Origin of the sequence: Pseudomonas sp. 3MA1 (assembly GCF_029237275.1) — a bacterium.
GTDB lineage: Bacteria > Pseudomonadota > Gammaproteobacteria > Pseudomonadales > Pseudomonadaceae > Aquipseudomonas > Aquipseudomonas fluorescens_AP.
This window is the reverse complement of sequence record NZ_JAACFX010000003.1, coordinates 309,063-325,101: the sequence shown is the minus strand read 5'-3', so window position 1 is coordinate 325,101 and position 16,039 is coordinate 309,063. Positions and strand designations below refer to the sequence as shown.

Annotated in this window: 11 protein-coding genes; 1 reads left to right on the top strand and 10 read right to left on the bottom strand. The window is 65.5% G+C overall.

Features of this window, described 5'->3' with window-relative positions; translation table 11 throughout:
- Window positions 1-61: 61 nt before the first annotated feature.
- A complete protein-coding gene (locus GWQ44_RS10465; RefSeq protein WP_275927248.1) occupies window positions 62-979 on the top strand; it encodes a sugar kinase in 918 nt (305 codons plus the stop codon).
- 102 nt (window positions 980-1,081) lie between these two features.
- On the opposite strand, the gene GWQ44_RS10460 is transcribed toward GWQ44_RS10465, so the two are convergent.
- From GWQ44_RS10460 to GWQ44_RS10415, 10 genes are all read right to left on the bottom strand, one after another.
- Window positions 1,082-1,357, bottom strand: a complete 276-nt coding sequence (locus GWQ44_RS10460; RefSeq protein WP_275927247.1) for a peptidylprolyl isomerase — start codon at window positions 1,355-1,357, stop codon at window positions 1,082-1,084.
- Between the two features lie 49 nt (window positions 1,358-1,406).
- Window positions 1,407-3,947, bottom strand: a complete 2,541-nt coding sequence (locus tag GWQ44_RS10455) for a PAS domain-containing protein (protein ID WP_275927246.1) — start codon at window positions 3,945-3,947, stop codon at window positions 1,407-1,409.
- 342 nt (window positions 3,948-4,289) lie between these two features.
- Complete coding sequence (locus GWQ44_RS10450; RefSeq protein WP_275927245.1) at window positions 4,290-6,245, bottom strand: acetoacetate--CoA ligase; 1,956 nt, start codon at window positions 6,243-6,245, stop codon at window positions 4,290-4,292.
- Between the two features lie 99 nt (window positions 6,246-6,344).
- The gene (gene hbdH, locus GWQ44_RS10445; protein ID WP_275927244.1) at window positions 6,345-7,118 is read right to left on the bottom strand and encodes a 3-hydroxybutyrate dehydrogenase; all 774 of its coding nucleotides are present in this window, start codon (window positions 7,116-7,118) and stop codon (window positions 6,345-6,347) included.
- A 7-nt stretch (window positions 7,119-7,125) separates the two neighbouring features.
- Window positions 7,126-8,517, bottom strand: a complete 1,392-nt coding sequence (locus tag GWQ44_RS10440; protein ID WP_275927243.1) for a GntP family permease — start codon at window positions 8,515-8,517, stop codon at window positions 7,126-7,128.
- A gap of 320 nt (window positions 8,518-8,837) precedes the next feature.
- Entirely contained in the window at window positions 8,838-10,256 is a 1,419-nt protein-coding gene (locus GWQ44_RS10435; protein WP_275927242.1) for a sigma 54-interacting transcriptional regulator, read from the bottom strand.
- Window positions 10,257-10,490: 234 nt separating this feature from the next.
- A complete protein-coding gene (locus GWQ44_RS10430; RefSeq protein WP_016967000.1) occupies window positions 10,491-12,065 on the bottom strand; it encodes an ABC transporter ATP-binding protein in 1,575 nt (524 codons plus the stop codon).
- A gap of 14 nt (window positions 12,066-12,079) precedes the next feature.
- Window positions 12,080-13,102: an ABC transporter permease gene (locus GWQ44_RS10425; protein WP_016966999.1), complete on the bottom strand. Its 1,023-nt coding sequence runs from the start codon at window positions 13,100-13,102 to the stop codon at window positions 12,080-12,082.
- Window positions 13,102-14,163 carry a microcin C ABC transporter permease YejB gene (yejB, locus tag GWQ44_RS10420; RefSeq protein ID WP_275927241.1) on the bottom strand — a complete coding sequence of 354 codons (1,062 nt, stop codon included), beginning with the start codon at window positions 14,161-14,163 and terminating at the stop codon, window positions 13,102-13,104. The genes GWQ44_RS10425 and yejB overlap by 1 nt, the downstream gene beginning before the upstream one ends.
- On the bottom strand, window positions 14,163-16,025 hold the full coding sequence (locus GWQ44_RS10415) for an extracellular solute-binding protein (protein ID WP_275927240.1): 1,863 nt from the start codon (window positions 16,023-16,025) through the stop codon (window positions 14,163-14,165). The genes yejB and GWQ44_RS10415 overlap by 1 nt, the downstream gene beginning before the upstream one ends.
- Window positions 16,026-16,039: the final 14 nt, after the last annotated feature.

Here is a 16,039-nt window from a genome sequence, read left to right as displayed (position 1 = left end):
GGGGCGCAGGTCTTGCGCATGGCCTTCGCTGGCAAGCCAGCTCCTGCAGGGGGAGATGAACATGAATAACAAGAAACGCATTGCGGCCATCGGTGAATGCATGATCGAGCTGCAACAGGGCCATGACGGCAGCCTGCAACAGGGCTTTGGTGGCGATACCTTGAATGCGGCGGTGTACCTGTGCCGCGAGCTGGGGCCGCAGGCCGAGGTGGATTACGTCACCGCCCTGGGTTACGACAGCTTCAGCGATGCCATGTGCCAGAGCTGGGCCGAGGAAGGGATCGGCCTGGGAAAGGTCCAGCGCCTGCCCGGGCGGTTGCCGGGCTTGTATTGCATCCAGACCGATGCCCGGGGCGAGCGGCGCTTCTTGTACTGGCGCAATGAGGCGGCGGTGCGCGATTGCTTCAACACCGCGGCGGCCGGGCCGATCCTGGCCGATTTGCGCGATTACGATGTGCTGTATTTCAGCGGCATCACCCTGGCGGTGCTGGGGGAGTCGGGGCGCAAGAAGCTGATCGGCCTGCTGCGTGAGGCGCGCAACCGTGGGGCGCAGATCGTCTTTGACAACAACTACCGTCCCCGGCTCTGGGCCTCGGTGGAGCAGGCGCGAAACGCCTATCTGCAGGTGCTGGAGCAGGTGGACCTGGCGCTGTTGACCCTGGAGGACGAGCAGGCGCTGTTCGGCCATGACGATGCTCATGGCGTGTTTGCAGCCTACCCGAACATGGCCGAGGTGGTGATCAAGCGCGGGGCGGATTCGTGCCTGGTGCGTTGCGGCGGTGAGCACTACGAGATACCGGCGCTGCCGGTGGCGCGAGTGGTGGACACCACGGCGGCGGGGGATTCCTTCAGCGCGGCGTATCTGGCCTGTCGCTTGCGCGGTGGCAGCCCGGTGGCGGCGGCAGAGGCCGGACATCGGTTGGCGAGCCGGGTGATTCAGCATCCGGGGGCCTTGATTCCCCGGGCGTCCGGTTTGTAGGAGCCGGCTTGCCGGCGAAGAGGCCGCTGAGTCGGGTGCCGGTCATGCCGGCGCGTTCGCTGGCAGGCCAGCTCCTACGGCGGGGAGGTACGGGCTGGGGCGTCAGTCGCGGAAGAACACCTGCACCAGGTGGTAGCCGAACTTGCTCTTGATCGGGCCATGCACGGTGCGCAGGGGTTTCTTGAAGATCACCAGGTCGATGGCGCCGACCATCTGCCCCGGACGCACTTCCCCCAGGTCGCCGCCGCGCTTGCCGGATGGGCAGGTGGAATACTTCTTGGCCAGCACGTCGAAGGCTTCGCCCTTGGCGATGCGCTGCTTGAGCTGTTCGGCTTCTTCGGCGGTTTTCACCAGGATGTGGCGGGCTTGGGCTTTCATGATGCGTGACCTGTAGCGGGAAATCGGCGGCCGCGGATTATGCCTGAATTCAGGCCTCGCAACCGATCATCTGGCGAATCTTCTGCGCCAGTTCTTCAATGGAAAACGGCTTGGCCAGCAGGTCCATCCCCGGCTCCAGGAAGCCTTGGCGCTCGGCGGCCTTTTCCGCGTAGCCGGTCATGAACAGCACCTTGAGCCCCGGGCGCTGCTGGCGGGCGATCTCCGCCAGTTGCCGGCCGTTCATGCCCGGCAGGCCGACATCGGTCACCAGCAGATCAACGCGCATTGGCGACTCCAGCAAGGGCAGGGCGCTGCGCGCGTCCTCGGCTTCGAAGGTGCGGTAGCCCAGTTCGTTGAGCACATTGAGCACCAGCATGCGCACCGCCGGGTCGTCTTCCACCACCACCACGCTTTCCCCGGCCAGGGCCTGGGGCGCTGGCTGGCTGCCGATCGGCTCCGGCGTTTCCAGGGGCGCGCTGTGCAGGCGCGGCAGGTACAGGCGCACGCAGGTGCCCTGGTCCGGTTCGCTGCTGATGGTCACGTGGCCGCCGGACTGCTGGGCGAAACCGTAGATCATCGACAGCCCGAGGCCCGTGCCCTGGCCGATGGGCTTGGTGGTGAAGAAGGGATCGAAGGCCTTGGCCAGAATGCGCGGGCTCATGCCGGCGCCGTTGTCGCTGACCCCCAGCATCACGTAGTCGCCGGCCTTGACCGGCTCCAGGGTGCTGATGTCGCTGCCATCGAGGTAGCTGTTGGCGGTTTCGATCAACAGCAAGCCGCCGTGGGGCATGGCGTCGCGGGCGTTGATCACCAGGTTGAGCAGGGCGTTCTCCAGCTGGCTGGCGTCGGTGTTGACCGGCCAAACATCGTCCGCCAGTTGCATCTGCAACTGGATGTGCTCGCCCTTGGTGTGGTTGAACAGCTCGTGCAGCGAGCGCACCAGCTGGTTCGGGTCCAGGGGCCGGCGGTCCAGGGACTGGCGACGGGAAAAGGCCAGCAGGCGGTGGGTCAGCGAGGCGGCGCGCTTGGCCGAGGACATGGCGGCTTCGGTAAAACGACCGATTTCGTCGCTGCGACCGTTGTCGATGTAGCGCTGCATCAGATCCAGGCTGCCGATGATGCCGGTGAGCATGTTGTTGAAGTCGTGGGCGATGCCGCCGGTGAGCTGGCCCACGGCCTCCATCTTCTGCGCATGGCGCAGGGCGTCTTCGGCGCGCTCGCGCTCGAACATCTCGTTCTGCAGGCGCTGGTTGGCGGTGGCCAGGGCCTCGGTGCGCTGGTTGACTCGCTCTTCCAGGGTTTCGTTGAGGTTGCGCAGGGCTTCCTCGGTCTGCCGGCGTTCAGTCTCATCGATGACAAAGATATAGAAACCATTGACTGCGCCGTCGGCGCCGTAGCGTGGCAGGTACTTCATCAGCGCATGGCGCGGACGGCCGTCGCGGTGCGGCGAATTGGCCTCGAAGCTGCACGGCGTGCCGGCCAGGGCCGCCTGGATGTTCTCGACGCGGGTGGTGTAGATCTCGTCCCCCACCACTTCGCGAATGGTCTTGCCGTACAGCTCCTGCGGGGTCAGGCCGTACCAGTCCAGGTAGGCGCTGTTGTTCAGGCGAAAGCGCTCCTCGTGGTCGACGTAGCCGATCAGGACCGGCATGGCGTTGATGATCAGTTGCAGCTCGGTCTGGCTCTGGCGCAGGGCCTGTTCCATCTGCTTGCGTTCGGTCAGGTCCAGGGCGGCGCCGAGAAAGCGCGTGGGACGGCCATGGTGATCCTTGTAGCAGCGGCCCCGGGCGAACACCCAGCGCACCTGGCCGTCGGCCAGTTGCAGGCGGTATTCCTCGGCGTATTCGCTGCCCTGGGTGATGCAGTGCTTGATGCTGCGGGCCACCGTGGCCCGGTCTTCCGGGTGCACGCCCTTGAGGTATTCACTGATGGGCAGTTGCCGGGACCGCTGCGGGTCGACGCTGTGCAACTGGGCAAAGTGGGCGTCGGCGATGAAGCGGTCTTCGCCGATGTCCCAGTCCCAGGTGCCCACCGCGTCGGTGGCCGCCAGGGCCAGTTGCAGGCGCTCTTCGGTTTCGTGCTGGGCCCGCAGGCTGGCCTCGGAACGCTGTTGCAGCTCCAGGGCGATGCGCCGGCGCTCGTTGGTTTCGATGGCGGTTACCAGGATCCCGGCGACGTCGCCGCGCTCGTTGCGGATCGGGCTGTAGGTCAGGTCCAGCCACAGGTCGTGCGCGGTGCCGTCGCTGCGTTGCAGGCTGAAGCGCTGCTCGCTGAAGCTGCGCACCTGGCCGTTGAGCACCGCGCGGTAGACCGGGTCGGTGAAGTCCATCAGCTCCGGCCAGATCAGGTGCGCCGGCTGGCCGAAGGCCCGGGGGTGCTTGTTGCCCGCCAGCAGGGCGAAGCCGTCGTTGTAGATCTGGGTCAGCTCGCCGCCCCACAGCAGCAACATCGGCATCGGCGAATGAATCACGATGTCCACCGCGGTGCGCAGGCTCTGGGGCCATTGGCCGGAGTGACCGAGGGCCGTGGCCGACCAGTCCAGGCGGGCAATCAGGGTGGCGGCTTCGCTGGCGGAATGGGGGGCATTCATGTCGGGTGTGTCCTGGGCGCAGCGGTGTTACGCGGCAAGGTCATGGCTCGCGTACTGGAAAAGTCGCATGGACATGCCGTGCATATTCAAACGGATGGATTGTAGGCGCTTCTGGCGGGGTTATTTTCACCTGCTTTTGCGGCAGATGACCAGTCTAGAGGGGCTGAACGGTCCCCGAAGCCGCTGCCGCCGGCTGCGAACGCTTTGGGCGGCACTGCGTCGCAGGAAGCGCAGCTCTTGAGATCGCTGAAGGCCCTGCGGCCCTTTGCGCAGCCTCGCGGGCTCGGCAGCGGCTACAGGTCCTGCGCCGCGAAGGGCTGCGTCGGCGGTGGTTGGCCGTCGTCAGTGGCGCAATTCCTCGCGGTCGCGGAACTGCTCCAAGGCCTCGGGGTTGGCCAGGGCGTCGGTGTTTTTCACGGGGATGCCATGCACCACGTTGCGCACCGCCAGTTCGACGATCTTGCCGCTGATGGTGCGCGGGATGTCGGTCACCGCGAGGATCTTCGCTGGCACATGGCGCGCGGTGGTGTTGTCGCGGATCACCTGGCGGATCCGTTGCTGCAATGCTTCATCCAGCACCACGCCGTCCTGCAGGCGCACGAACAGCACCACCCGCACGTCGTGCTCCCAGCTCTGGCCGATGGCCAGGCTTTCCAGGACCTGTTCCAGTTTCTCCACCTGGCGGTAGATTTCCGCGGTGCCGATGCGCACGCCACCCGGGTTGAGCACCGCATCGGAGCGGCCGTGAATCAGCCAGCCGCCATCGGCCAACTGCTCGGCGTAGTCGCCCTGGGCCCAGACCCCGGGAAACAGGCTGAAGTACGAGGCCTTGAGCTTGCTCTGGTCCGGGTCGTGCCACAGGCCCACCGGAATGCTCGGAAAGTGCCGGGTGCACACCAGTTCGCCTTTTTCGCCGAGCACCGGCTGGCCCTGGTCGTTCCACACTTCGATGGCCATGCCCAGGCCCTTGCCCTGCATCTCGCCCCGGCGCACCGGTTGTATCGGATTGCCGGCGACGAAGCAGGCGACGATGTCGGTGCCGCCGGACATCGAGGCCAGGCACAGCTCGCTCTTGATCTCGCGGTACACGTAGTCGTAGCTCTGTGGCGACAGCGGCGAGCCGGTGCACAGCAGGGTCTTCAGGCTGTCCAGGCGGTGGCTGTGGCGCGGCCGGCTGCCGGCTTTTTCCAGGGCCGCCAGGTACTTGGGGCTGGTGCCGAAGACGTTGATGGCTTCGCGGTCGATCAGGTCGAGCAGGTGCTCGTTGCTCGGGTGGAAGGGCGAGCCGTCGTAGAGCACCAGGCTGGCGCCGGTGGCCAGGGCCGACACCAGCCAGTTCCACATCATCCAGCCGCAGGTGGTGTAGTAGAACAGCCGCTCGCCGGGGCCCAGGTCGGCGTGCAGGCCGTGTTCCTTGAGGTGTTGCAGCAGCACCCCGCCGGTGCCGTGGACGATGCACTTGGGCACCCCGGTGGTGCCGCTGGAATAGAGGATGTACAGCGGGTGGGCGAAGGGCACCGGGACGAACTCGGGCTCGCCGCCGGGCTGATAGAAGTCGTCCCAGAGGCTGATCCGGGCCTGGGTACGGTAGTCCTCGACCCGCGTCTGCGGGCGGGCGTAGGGCACGATGAGCAACTGCTCCAGGGACGGCAGGCGTTCGAGGATTTCATTGACCTTGGCGGTCTGGTCGATGTCCTTGTCGGCGTAGCGATAGCCGGCGCAGGTGAGCAGCACCTTGGGCTCGATCTGGCCGAAGCGGTCGATCACCCCCTGGGTGCCGAAATCCGGCGAGCAGCTGGACCACACCGCGCCGAGGCTGGTGCTGGCGAGCATCGCCACCAGGGTCTGCCAGGTGTTGGGCATGCAGGCGGCGACCCGGTCGCCGAGGCCGACCCCGGCTTCCCGCAGGCTGCGTTGCAGGCCGGCGACCTGGGCCGCCAGTTCGGCGTAGGTCAGCTGTTCGCGCTGGCCGTTTTCGTTGATCGCCACCACCGCCACCGCGTCGTCCCGGCGCTTGAGCAGGTGCTCGGCAAAGTTCAGCGTGGCCCCCGGAAACCACTGCGCGCTGGGCATCTGCGGGCCTTCGCGGAGCACGCATTCAGCCGGCTGGTGGAAGCTGACCGCGAAGAAGTCGACGATCGCCTGCCAGAAGCTTTCGCGCTGGTCGATGCTCCACTGGTGCAGGCTGGGGTAGTCGCTGATATCCAGGCCGTGGCGCTGATTGATGAAGCGGCGAAAGGCGTCGATGCGCGTCTTGCCGATGCGCTCGGCGCTGGGTTGCCAGAGAATGTCGGACATGCAAGGCCTCTATTTCTTCTTATGTTGGGTGGTGCTCTGCCGCTGTTTGTGGCGAGGGAGCAAGCTCCCTCGCCACACAAAAAGGGTGCATGGACAGGTTTACTGCGCCAGCCAGCCGCCGTCGATGTTCCACGCCGCGCCGCGCACCTGGGCGCCGGCTTCGCTGCACAAAAATAGCACCAGCTCGCCCAGTTGCGATGGGGTGACGAATTCCAGGGACGGCTGCTTTTCCGCCAGCAGATCATGCTGGGCCTGTTGCGGATCGGTGCCCGCGGCGACGCGATCGTCGATCTGCTTCTGCACCAGCGGGGTCAGCACCCAGCCGGGGCAGATGGCATTGCAGGTGACGTTGCTGGTGGCGGTTTCCAGGCCCACCACCTTGGTCAGGCCGATCACCCCGTGTTTGGCGGCGACGTAGGCGGCCTTGCCCACCGAGCCGACCTGGCCGTGCACTGAGGCGATGTTGACGATCCGTCCCCAGCCCTTGGCGCGCATTCCCGGCAGCCCCAGGCGGGTGCTGTGAAACACCGACGACAGGTTGATGGCGATGATCGAATCCCAGCGCTCCACGGGGAATTCCTCCACCGCCGCCACGTGCTGGATGCCGGCGTTGTTGACCAGGATATCGACGCCGCCGAATTCCCGTTCGGCGTAGGCGAACAGCTCGGCGATCTGCGCCGGGTCGCTGACGTCCGCGGGGTGATGGCCGACCTGGCCGCCGAATTGCCCGACCTCGGCGATGGCCTTCGAGGCGTCGCCAAAGCCGTTGAGAATCAGCTTGGCCCCGGCCTTGGCCAGCACCAGGGCGATGCCCAGGCCGATGCCGCTGGTGGAACCGGTGACCAGGGCGGTCTTGCCAGAAAGAGTGTTCATGAATACCTCACACGATGCCGGTGGCGTAGAAAGTGGCGATCACCACGAAGACCGCCAGGGTCTTGATCAGGGTGATGCAGAAAATGTCCTTGTAGGCTTCGCGGTGGGTCAGGCCGGTGACCGCCAGCAGGGTGATCACCGCGCCGTTGTGCGGCAGGGTGTCCATGCCGCCGCTGGCCATGGACGCCACCCGGTGCAGCACTTCCAGGGGAATGTTGGCGGCGTGGGCGGCGCTGATGAAGCTCTCGGACATGGCCGCCAGGGCGATGCTCATGCCGCCGGAAGCCGAGCCGGTGATGCCCGCCAGCAGGGTCACGGTAATGGCTTCGTTGACCAGTGGGTTGGGGATGCTTTTCAGCCAGTCGGCCAGCACCAGGAAGCCCGGCAGGGAGGCGATCACCGCGCCGAAACCGTATTCCGAAGCGGTGTTCATCGCCGCCAGCAAGGCGCCGCTGACCGCGCTTTTGCTGCCTTCGGCGAGCTTGCTGCGAATCGCCGAGAAGCCACATATCAGCACCATCAGGATGCCCACCAGCAACGCCGCTTGCACCGCCCAGATGGCGGTCAGCTTGGCGATTTCGCTGGTCACCGGCGCGGCCATGCCCGGCAGGCTGAGGCTGTGGGTCTTGCCGTACCACTGGGGAATCCAGTGGGTGAACAGCAGGTTCATGATGCCCACCAGCAGCAGCGGCGACAGCGCCAGCCAGGGGTTGGGCAGCTTCAGGTCTTCGGCGGTTTCCGGTTCGTTGCGCAGTTCGGTGCCGTAGCCTTCACCGGCCTTCTGCGCCTTGTTGCGCTGGCGCTGGAGGAACAGCATGCCGGCGCAGAACACGAAGATGGTGCCGATCACCCCCAGCCAGGGCGCGGCCCAGGCGGTGGTGTTGAAGAAGGTGCTGGGGATGATGTTCTGGATCTGCGGGGTGCCGGGCAGGGCATCCATGGTGAAGGAGAACGCGCCCAGGGCGATGGTCGCCGGAATCAGGCGCTTGGGGATGTTGCTCTGGCGGAACATCTCGGCGGCGAACGGGTAGACCGCGAACACCACCACGAACAGCGAGACGCCGCCGTAGGTCAGCAGGGCGCAGACCAAAACGATCACCAGCATCGCCTGGCGCGTGCCCAGCAGGCGGATCGCGGCCGCAACGATGGAGCGCGAGAAGCCCGACAGCTCGATCAGTTTGCCGAACACCGCGCCCAGCAGGAACACCGGGAAATACAACTTGATGAAGCCGACCATCTTCTCCATGAACACCCCGGTAAAGGCGGGCGCCACGGCGGACGGATCGGTGAGCAGCACCGCGCCGAGGGCGGCGATGGGGGCAAAGAGGATGACGCTGTAGCCACGGTAAGCCGCGAGCATCAGCAGCGCCAGGGCTGCCAAGGCAATGATCACACTCATGGTGTGTCTCTCCAGGATTGTTATTGTTGTCGGGTGTTGCGTGTGGAGAGCGTTATAGCGAGAACTGTGCCAGGTGTTTAACTTGTTGAAATATAAGTGTTTTTTAGATATTTCAGATGTGATTTATCCGGATTTTCTCTGATTTGAGACAGCGTGGCGAGGGAGCTTGCTCCCGCTGGAGTGCGCAGCACTCCTCATGTCGGCCACCGGGTTGCCTCAGAAAGACCGCAATCACTGGGTTTGGGGCCGCTACGCGGCCCAGCGGGAGCAAGCTCCCTCGCCACAAAAGAGCTTGTCTCTAAAAGTGGATTTATGTCTTGTTATTGAGACTCGACAATCCCCAGCGCCGCCATCTTCTTGTACAGCGTGGAGCGCCCCAGCCCCAGGCGCCGGGCCGCTTCCTCCACTTTGCCGGCGCATTGGGCCAGGGTGGCGCTGATCAATTGCCGATCGAAGCGTTCCCGGGCTTCGGCGAAGGTTTCCTGGCTCGGCGCCTCGGCCAGCAGCGGGGCCGCATTGCGTTGCAGCGGGCTGAAGCTGCCAATCGCCGCGCGAATGTCCGCGGCACCCAGCATCAGGTCGTCGCTGAGCAGCGCCGCCCGTTCCAGCACATTGCGCAGTTCGCGGATATTCCCCGGCCAGGCATGTTGCGCCAGCAGGGCCAGGGCTTCGCTGTCCAGTTCATGCTGGCTGCGCAGCTCTTCGAGAATCCCTTCGCTCAGGGCCGGCAGGTCGTCCAGGCGTTCGCGCAGGGCCGGCACCTGGATCGGCAGCACGTTGAGCCGGTAGTACAGGTCGGCGCGGAACTCGCCGCGCTTGATTGCTGCTTCAAGGTCGGTGGAGGTGGCGGCGATGATCCGCACATCGCTGTGGATCACTTCGTTGGAGCCCACCGGTTCGAACTCCTTCTCTTGCAGCACCCGCAGCAACTTGCTTTGCAGGGGCAGGGGCATGTCGCCGATTTCATCGAGGAACAGGCTGCCGCCCTGGGCGATCTGCAACTTGCCGGCGCGGCCCTTGCGGTCGGCGCCGGTGAAGGCGCCGGGGGCGGTGCCGAAGAACTCCGCCTCCAGCAGCGCCTCGGGAATCGCCGCGCTGTTGATGCTGACAAAGGGCTTGTGGGCTCGGGGCGAAGCGGCGTGGATGGCCTGGGCCAGCAGTTCCTTGCCGGTGCCGGTTTCGCCTTGCAGCAGGATCGGCGATTCGGCGCTGGCTCCACGGCGGGCACGGCGCTTGACCTCCAGGCTGGCGGCGCTGGTGCCGATGAAATGGGCGAAGTTGTACTTGGTCTGCCGGGCCCGCAGCAGGGAGCGGGTGGAGGCCAGTTCCTCCTGCATGCTCAGGTAGCGCTTGAGCATGGGGGACAGGCTGCGCAGCTCATCGAACAGGGCAAAGCCGATGGCGCCGATCACCGTGCCGGCGTCGTCGTGGATCGGCAGGCGCATCACCACCAGCGGCTCCTTGGGGGTGTCCTGCATGTCCAGCAGGATCGGTCGGCCGCTGCGCACCACTTCCCGCAGCAGGCTGCCGGGGATCACGCTTTCGCAGGGCTTGCCGATGGCGAAGGCCGCCGATTCCAGGCCGAAGCGCCGGGCGTAGCGCTCGTTCATCCAGACGATATTGGCATCGCGATCGACGATCACCGTGCCTTCGCTGGACTGCTCGATGATCTCGAACAACGAGCGGATCGCCAGTTGGCGCACACGCTGGTAATCCTTGAGGCTTTCGCTGTCGTTCATGGCGGCATCCTGAAAATGGGCGCGGCGATTATGCCGCAGTCTGCCCCGGTTGTTGCGTTGTAGCCGCTGCCGAGCGCCAGCGAGGCTGCGCAAAGGGCCGCAGGACCTTCGGCGGCCTCAAGGGCGGCGCCTGCTGCGCAGCCGTTCGCAGCCTGCGGCAGCGGTTACAGAAGGTCGCGGAACTGGCTGCTGTCGAGCCTTGGCGAGGCTGCGAAAAAGGGCGGCGGCGACAGGTCAACCGGGGTGGGCGGCGGCCAGCAGTTCCTGGGTGTAGGGGTGTTGCGGGTTGGCGAACACTTCGTGGCTGGCGCCGCGCTCCACCACCTGGCCGTCCTTGATCACGATCATGTCGTGGGCCAGGGCCCGTATCACCGCCAGGTCATGGCTGATGAACAGGTAGGTCAGGCCGTACTTTTCCTGCAACTGGCGCAGCAGGGCCACCACTTGTTTTTGCACGGTGCGGTCCAGTGCCGAAGTCGGCTCGTCCAGCAGGATCAGCGCCGGTTTCAGCACCAGGGCCCGGGCAATGGCGATGCGCTGGCGCTGGCCGCCGGAAAACTCGTGGGGGTAACGGTGGCGGCTGTCGGGGTCGAGGCCGACTTCTTCCAGGGCGCGGATCACGTGTTCGTCGCATTGGTGGGCGTCGTACTGGCTGTGCACTTCCAGGCCTTCGCTGATGATCTGTGCCACCGACATGCGTGGGCTGAGGCTGCCGAAGGGGTCCTGGAACACCACCTGCATCTGCTTGCGCCAGGGCCGCAGTTGCTTCTGGTTGAGGCCGTCCAGGGCCTGGCCCTGGAAGCGGATGCTGCCTTGGGAATCCAGCAGGCGCAGGATCGCCTGGCCCAGGGTGGACTTGCCCGAGCCGGACTCGCCGACGATGCCCAGGGTCTTGCCTTGCTCCACGCACAGGCTGATGTCGTCCACCGCGCGCAGGTATTGCTTGCGCCGGAACAGACCGCCGGCTATCTGGAAATCGACGCTGAGATGGTTCACCTCCAGCACGGTTTCCCGGCTGTCGCGGCACAGTGGCCGGCCTTCGGGCTCGGCGTGCAGCAGTTCGCAGCTGTAGGGATGTTGCGGGGCGTTGAACAGGGTGTCGCAGTCGGCCTGCTCGACGATTTCCCCGGCCTTCATCACGCACACCCGCTGGGCGATGCGCCGCACCAGGTTGAGGTCGTGGCTGATCAGCAGCAGGGACATGCCCAGGCGCTGTTGCAGGGATTTGAGCAGCAGCAGGATCTTGCGCTGCACGGTCACGTCCAGGGCGGTGGTGGGTTCGTCGGCGATCAGCAGCTCCGGCTCGCAGGCCAGGGCCATGGCGATCATCACCCGCTGGCGCTGGCCGCCGGAGAGTTGGTGCGGGTAGGCCTTGAGTCGCTCTCGGGGTTTCTGGATGCCCACCAGTTCCAGCAGTTCGAGGATCCGCGCCTGGGCTTCCTTGCCCCCCAGTCCCCGGTGCAGGAGCAGGGTTTCGCCGATCTGCTTCTCCACGCTGTGCAGCGGGTTGAGGGAGGTCATGGGCTCCTGGAAGATCATGGCGATGCGGTTGCCGCGCAGTTTTTGCAGGGTCGCCGGATCGCAGCCCATCAGTTCCTGGCCGCGGTAGCGCACGCTGCCGGAGCTGCTGCAGCCGGTCTGTGGCAGCAGTTGCAGGATCGAGTGGGCGGTCACCGATTTGCCCGAGCCGGACTCGCCCACCAGGGCCAGGCATTCGCCGGGGCGGATGTCCAGGCTCAGGTCGCGGACCACGGTTTGGGCGCCGAAGGCGACGTTTAGCTGGCGGATTTCGATGAGGTTGTCAGTCATTTCTACAGTCCGCTTCAAGATCGTGGATCAAAGGCATCGCGCAGCGCCTCGCCGATAAACACCAGCAGCGAAAGGATCAGCGCCAGGGTGAAAAACGCCGTCAGCCCCAGCCACGGCGCTTGCAGATTCTGCTTGCCCTGGCCGATCAACTCGCCCAGGGAAGCGCTGCCGGCGGGCATGCCGAAGCCGAGGAAGTCCAGGGCGGTGAGGGTCGAGATGGCGCCGGTGAGGATGAACGGCAGGTAGCTCAGGGTGGCGTTCATGGCATTGGGCAGGATGTGCCGCAGGATCACCTTGCGGTCGCTCAGGCCCAGGGCCCGGGCGGCCTTGACGTATTCCAGGTTGCGTCCACGGAGGAACTCGGCGCGCACCACGTCCACCAGGGCCAGCCAGGAGAACAGCGCCATGATCCCCAGCAGCCACCAGAAGTTCGGCTCGACAAAGCCCGAGAGAATGATCAGCAGGTAGAGCACCGGCAGCCCGGACCAGACTTCCAGCAGGCGCTGGCCCAAGAGGTCGACCCAGCCGCCGTAGTAGCCCTGCAGGGCGCCGGCGGCGATGCCGATCAGGGCGCTGATGGCGGTCAGGGCCAGGGCGAACAGGATCGACACCCGGGCGCCGTAGATCACCCGTGCGGCCACGTCCCGGGCCTGGTCGTCGGTGCCCAGCCAGTTGACCTGGCTTGGCGGGCTGGGGGCCGGCTGGGTCAGGTCGTAGTTGGGCGTGTCTTCGCTGAAGGGGATCGGCGGGAACAGCAGCCAGCCGCCGTCCTTACGGATCAGTTGCTGCACGTAGTCGCTGCGGTAGTCGGCCTGGAACGGCAGCTGGCCGCCGAATTCCTGCTCGGTGTAGCGCTTGAACACCGGGAAGTACAAAGAGCCCTGGTAGCTGACCACCAGCGGCTTGTCGTTGGCGATCAGCTCGCCGCCCAGGGTCAGGATGAACAGGCCGATGAACAGCCACAACGACCACCAGCCACGGCGGTTTTGCTTGAAGCGGTCCAGGCGTCGGCGGGCCACGGGAGAAAGCTTGAGCATCAGGCGTTCCTCGCGGCGAAGTCGATGCGCGGGTCGACCAGGGTGTAGCACAGGTCGCCGATGAGTTTTATCAACAGGCCGAACAGGGTGAAGATGAACAGCGAGCCGAACACCACCGGGTAGTCCCGGGATACCGCGGCCTCGTAGCTCATGCGCCCCAGGCCGTCGAGGGAGAAGATCACCTCGATCAGCAAGGAACCGGCGAAGAACACGCTGATAAAGGCCTGGGGAATGCCCGACACCACCAGCAGCATGGCGTTGCGGAACACGTGGCCATAGAGCACGCGGCGTTCGCTCAGGCCCTTGGCCCGGGCGGTGACCACGTACTGGCGGGTGACCTCGTTGAGGAAGGAGTTCTTGGTGAGGATGGTCAGGGTGGCGAAGCCGCCGATCACCAGGGAGCTGACCGGCAGCACCAGGTGCCAGAAATAGTCGGCGACCTTACCCAGGGTGCTCAGTTGCTCGAAGTTGTCCGACACCAGCCCGCGCACCGGGAACCAGTTCAGCGAGGTGCCGCCGGCGAACAGCACGATCAGGAACATGGCGAACAGAAAGGCCGGCATGGCGTAGCCGATGATGATCGCGGTGCTGCTCCAGATGTCGAAATGGCTGCCGTGGTGCACCGCCTTGCGAATCCCCAGGGGGATCGACACCAGGTAGGTGATCAGGGTCGCCCACAGGCCGAGGGAGATGGTCACCGGCATCTTCTCCAGGATCAGGTCGGTGACCGTGGCGCCACGGAAGAAGCTCTTGCCGAAGTCCAGCCGGGCGTAGCTTTTGAGCATCAGCCACAGGCGTTCATGGGCCGGCTTGTCGAAGCCGTACTGTTTCTCGATGTCCTGGATCAGTTTGGGGTCCAGGCCGCGGCTGGCCCGCGAGCCGCTGCTGCTCATGGCATCGGCGGAGCCGCCGACCGCACCGCCGCCAATCCCTTGCAGGCGGGCGATGGCCTGTTCCACCGGGCCGCCGGGGGCGGCCTGGACGATGACGAAGTTCACCAGGAGGATGATCAGCAGGGTCGGGATGATCAGCAGCAGGCGCCGCAGAATGTAGGCCGGCATCAGTGGCGCCCTCCGGGTTGGCCGCGGCGGATCCGCTCGGCGGCCATCTGTTCATTGGTCAGCGCGGTGCTGCTGACTTCCCACCAGCTTTCGATGGCTTCGTCGTTGCTTGCCGGCACCTTGGGCATGCCGAAGCGGTTCCACCACACCGTGGAGGTGCCGGGCGGGTAGTAGTTGGCGATCCAGTAGTAGTTCCACTGCAGTACCCGGTCCAGGGCGTGGGCGTAGCGCAGCATTTCCGGCTGGCTGGTGGCCTTCACCAGGCCGCGGAGCAGGCTGTCCACCGCCGGGTTCTTCAGCACCATGTAGTTGTTGGAGCCCGGATCGTTGGCCGCCGCCGAGCCGAAGTAGTTGTACAGCTCCATGCCTGGCGAGGTGGTCACCGGGTAGCCGGTGACGATCATGTCGTAGTCCCGGGCCATCAGGCGGTTGACGTATTGCGAGGGGTCGATGCGGCGGATGTTCAGGCTGATGCCGATCTGCGCCAGGTTGCGCTTGTAGGGCAGCAGCAGGCGTTCGATGGAGCCTTGGGTGATGAGGAAGGTAAAGCTCAAGGGCTCGCCTTCGGCATTCACCAGCTTGTCGCCCTCGGCTTTCCAGCCTGCCTGTTCCAGCAGGGCCAGGGCTTGCAGTTGCTTGTCGCGGATCACGCCGCTGCCGTCGGTTTTCGGTGCTTCGAAGACCTGGGTGAAGACTTCGTCGGGGATCTGCCCGCGCAGCGGTTCGAGGATCTTCAGCTCCTCGGCGTCCGGCAGGCTGCGGGCCGCCAGCGGGGTGTTGGAGAAGAAGCTCTGCTGGCGGATGTACAGGTTGCGCATCATCTGCCGGTTGCTCCACTCGAAATCCCAGAGCATGGCCAGGGCCTGGCGCACCCGGCGGTCCTGGAATATCGGCCGGTCGAGGTTGAACACGTAGCCCTGGGCCGGTTGCGGCGCCGACTGGGCCAGGTGGGCCTTTTGCAGGCGGCCGTCGCTCAGGGCCGGGCTGTCGTAGCCGATGGAATAGCCGGTGGCGGAGAATTCCCGGTTGTAGTCGTAGGCGCCGCCGCGCAGCACCTGGCGGGCGACGTCGATGTCGCCGAAGTACTCGACGCTGAAATGATCGAAGTTGTACAGGCCGCGGCTCACCGGCAGGTCCTTGCCCCACCAGTCGGGGTTGCGGGCGAAGGTGATGCTGTTGCCCGAGTCGACCTTGGTCACCCGGTAAGGGCCGCTGCCCAGGGGCGCTTCATAGCCGCCGCCATTGGCGAAGTCGCGACTCTTCCACCAGTGTTCGGGGAACACCGGCAGGGTCGCGATATCCAGGGGCAGGGTGCGGTTTTCGTTGCTCTTGAAGTCGAAGCGCACCACCCGCGGCGATTCCACGGTGACGCCTTTGACGTCCTCGAACTGGGTGCGGTAGCGCATGCTGCCCTGGGTCATCAGCAGGTCGTAGCTGTAGCGCACGTCTTCGGCGGTGATCGGCGTGTTATCGGCGAAGCGTGCCTTGGGGTTGAGGTAGAAGCGCAGCCACAGGCCGTCTTCGGCGCGCTCCATCTTTTCGGCCACCAGGCCGTAGACGGTGTAGGGCTCGTCCAGGGAGCGCAGGGCCAGGGGCGAATAGACCAGGCCGTCGAGCTGTGACACGCCGATGCCCTTGTCTATATAAGGCAGCACATGGTCGAAACGGCCGATCTCGATGGCCGAGCGGCGCAGGGTGCCGCCCTTGGGGGCCTGGGGATTGACGTAGTCGAAGTGGCTGAAGCCCTGGGGGTACTTGGCCGGTTCGCCGTAGACGGTCATGGCGTGTTGCGCTGCTGCCTGGGCGCCCGCGGCGCCGAGCAACAGGGCGGTAAACAGTACGGTGGGGAAAAGCAGTCGCATTGTCAGCCTTACGA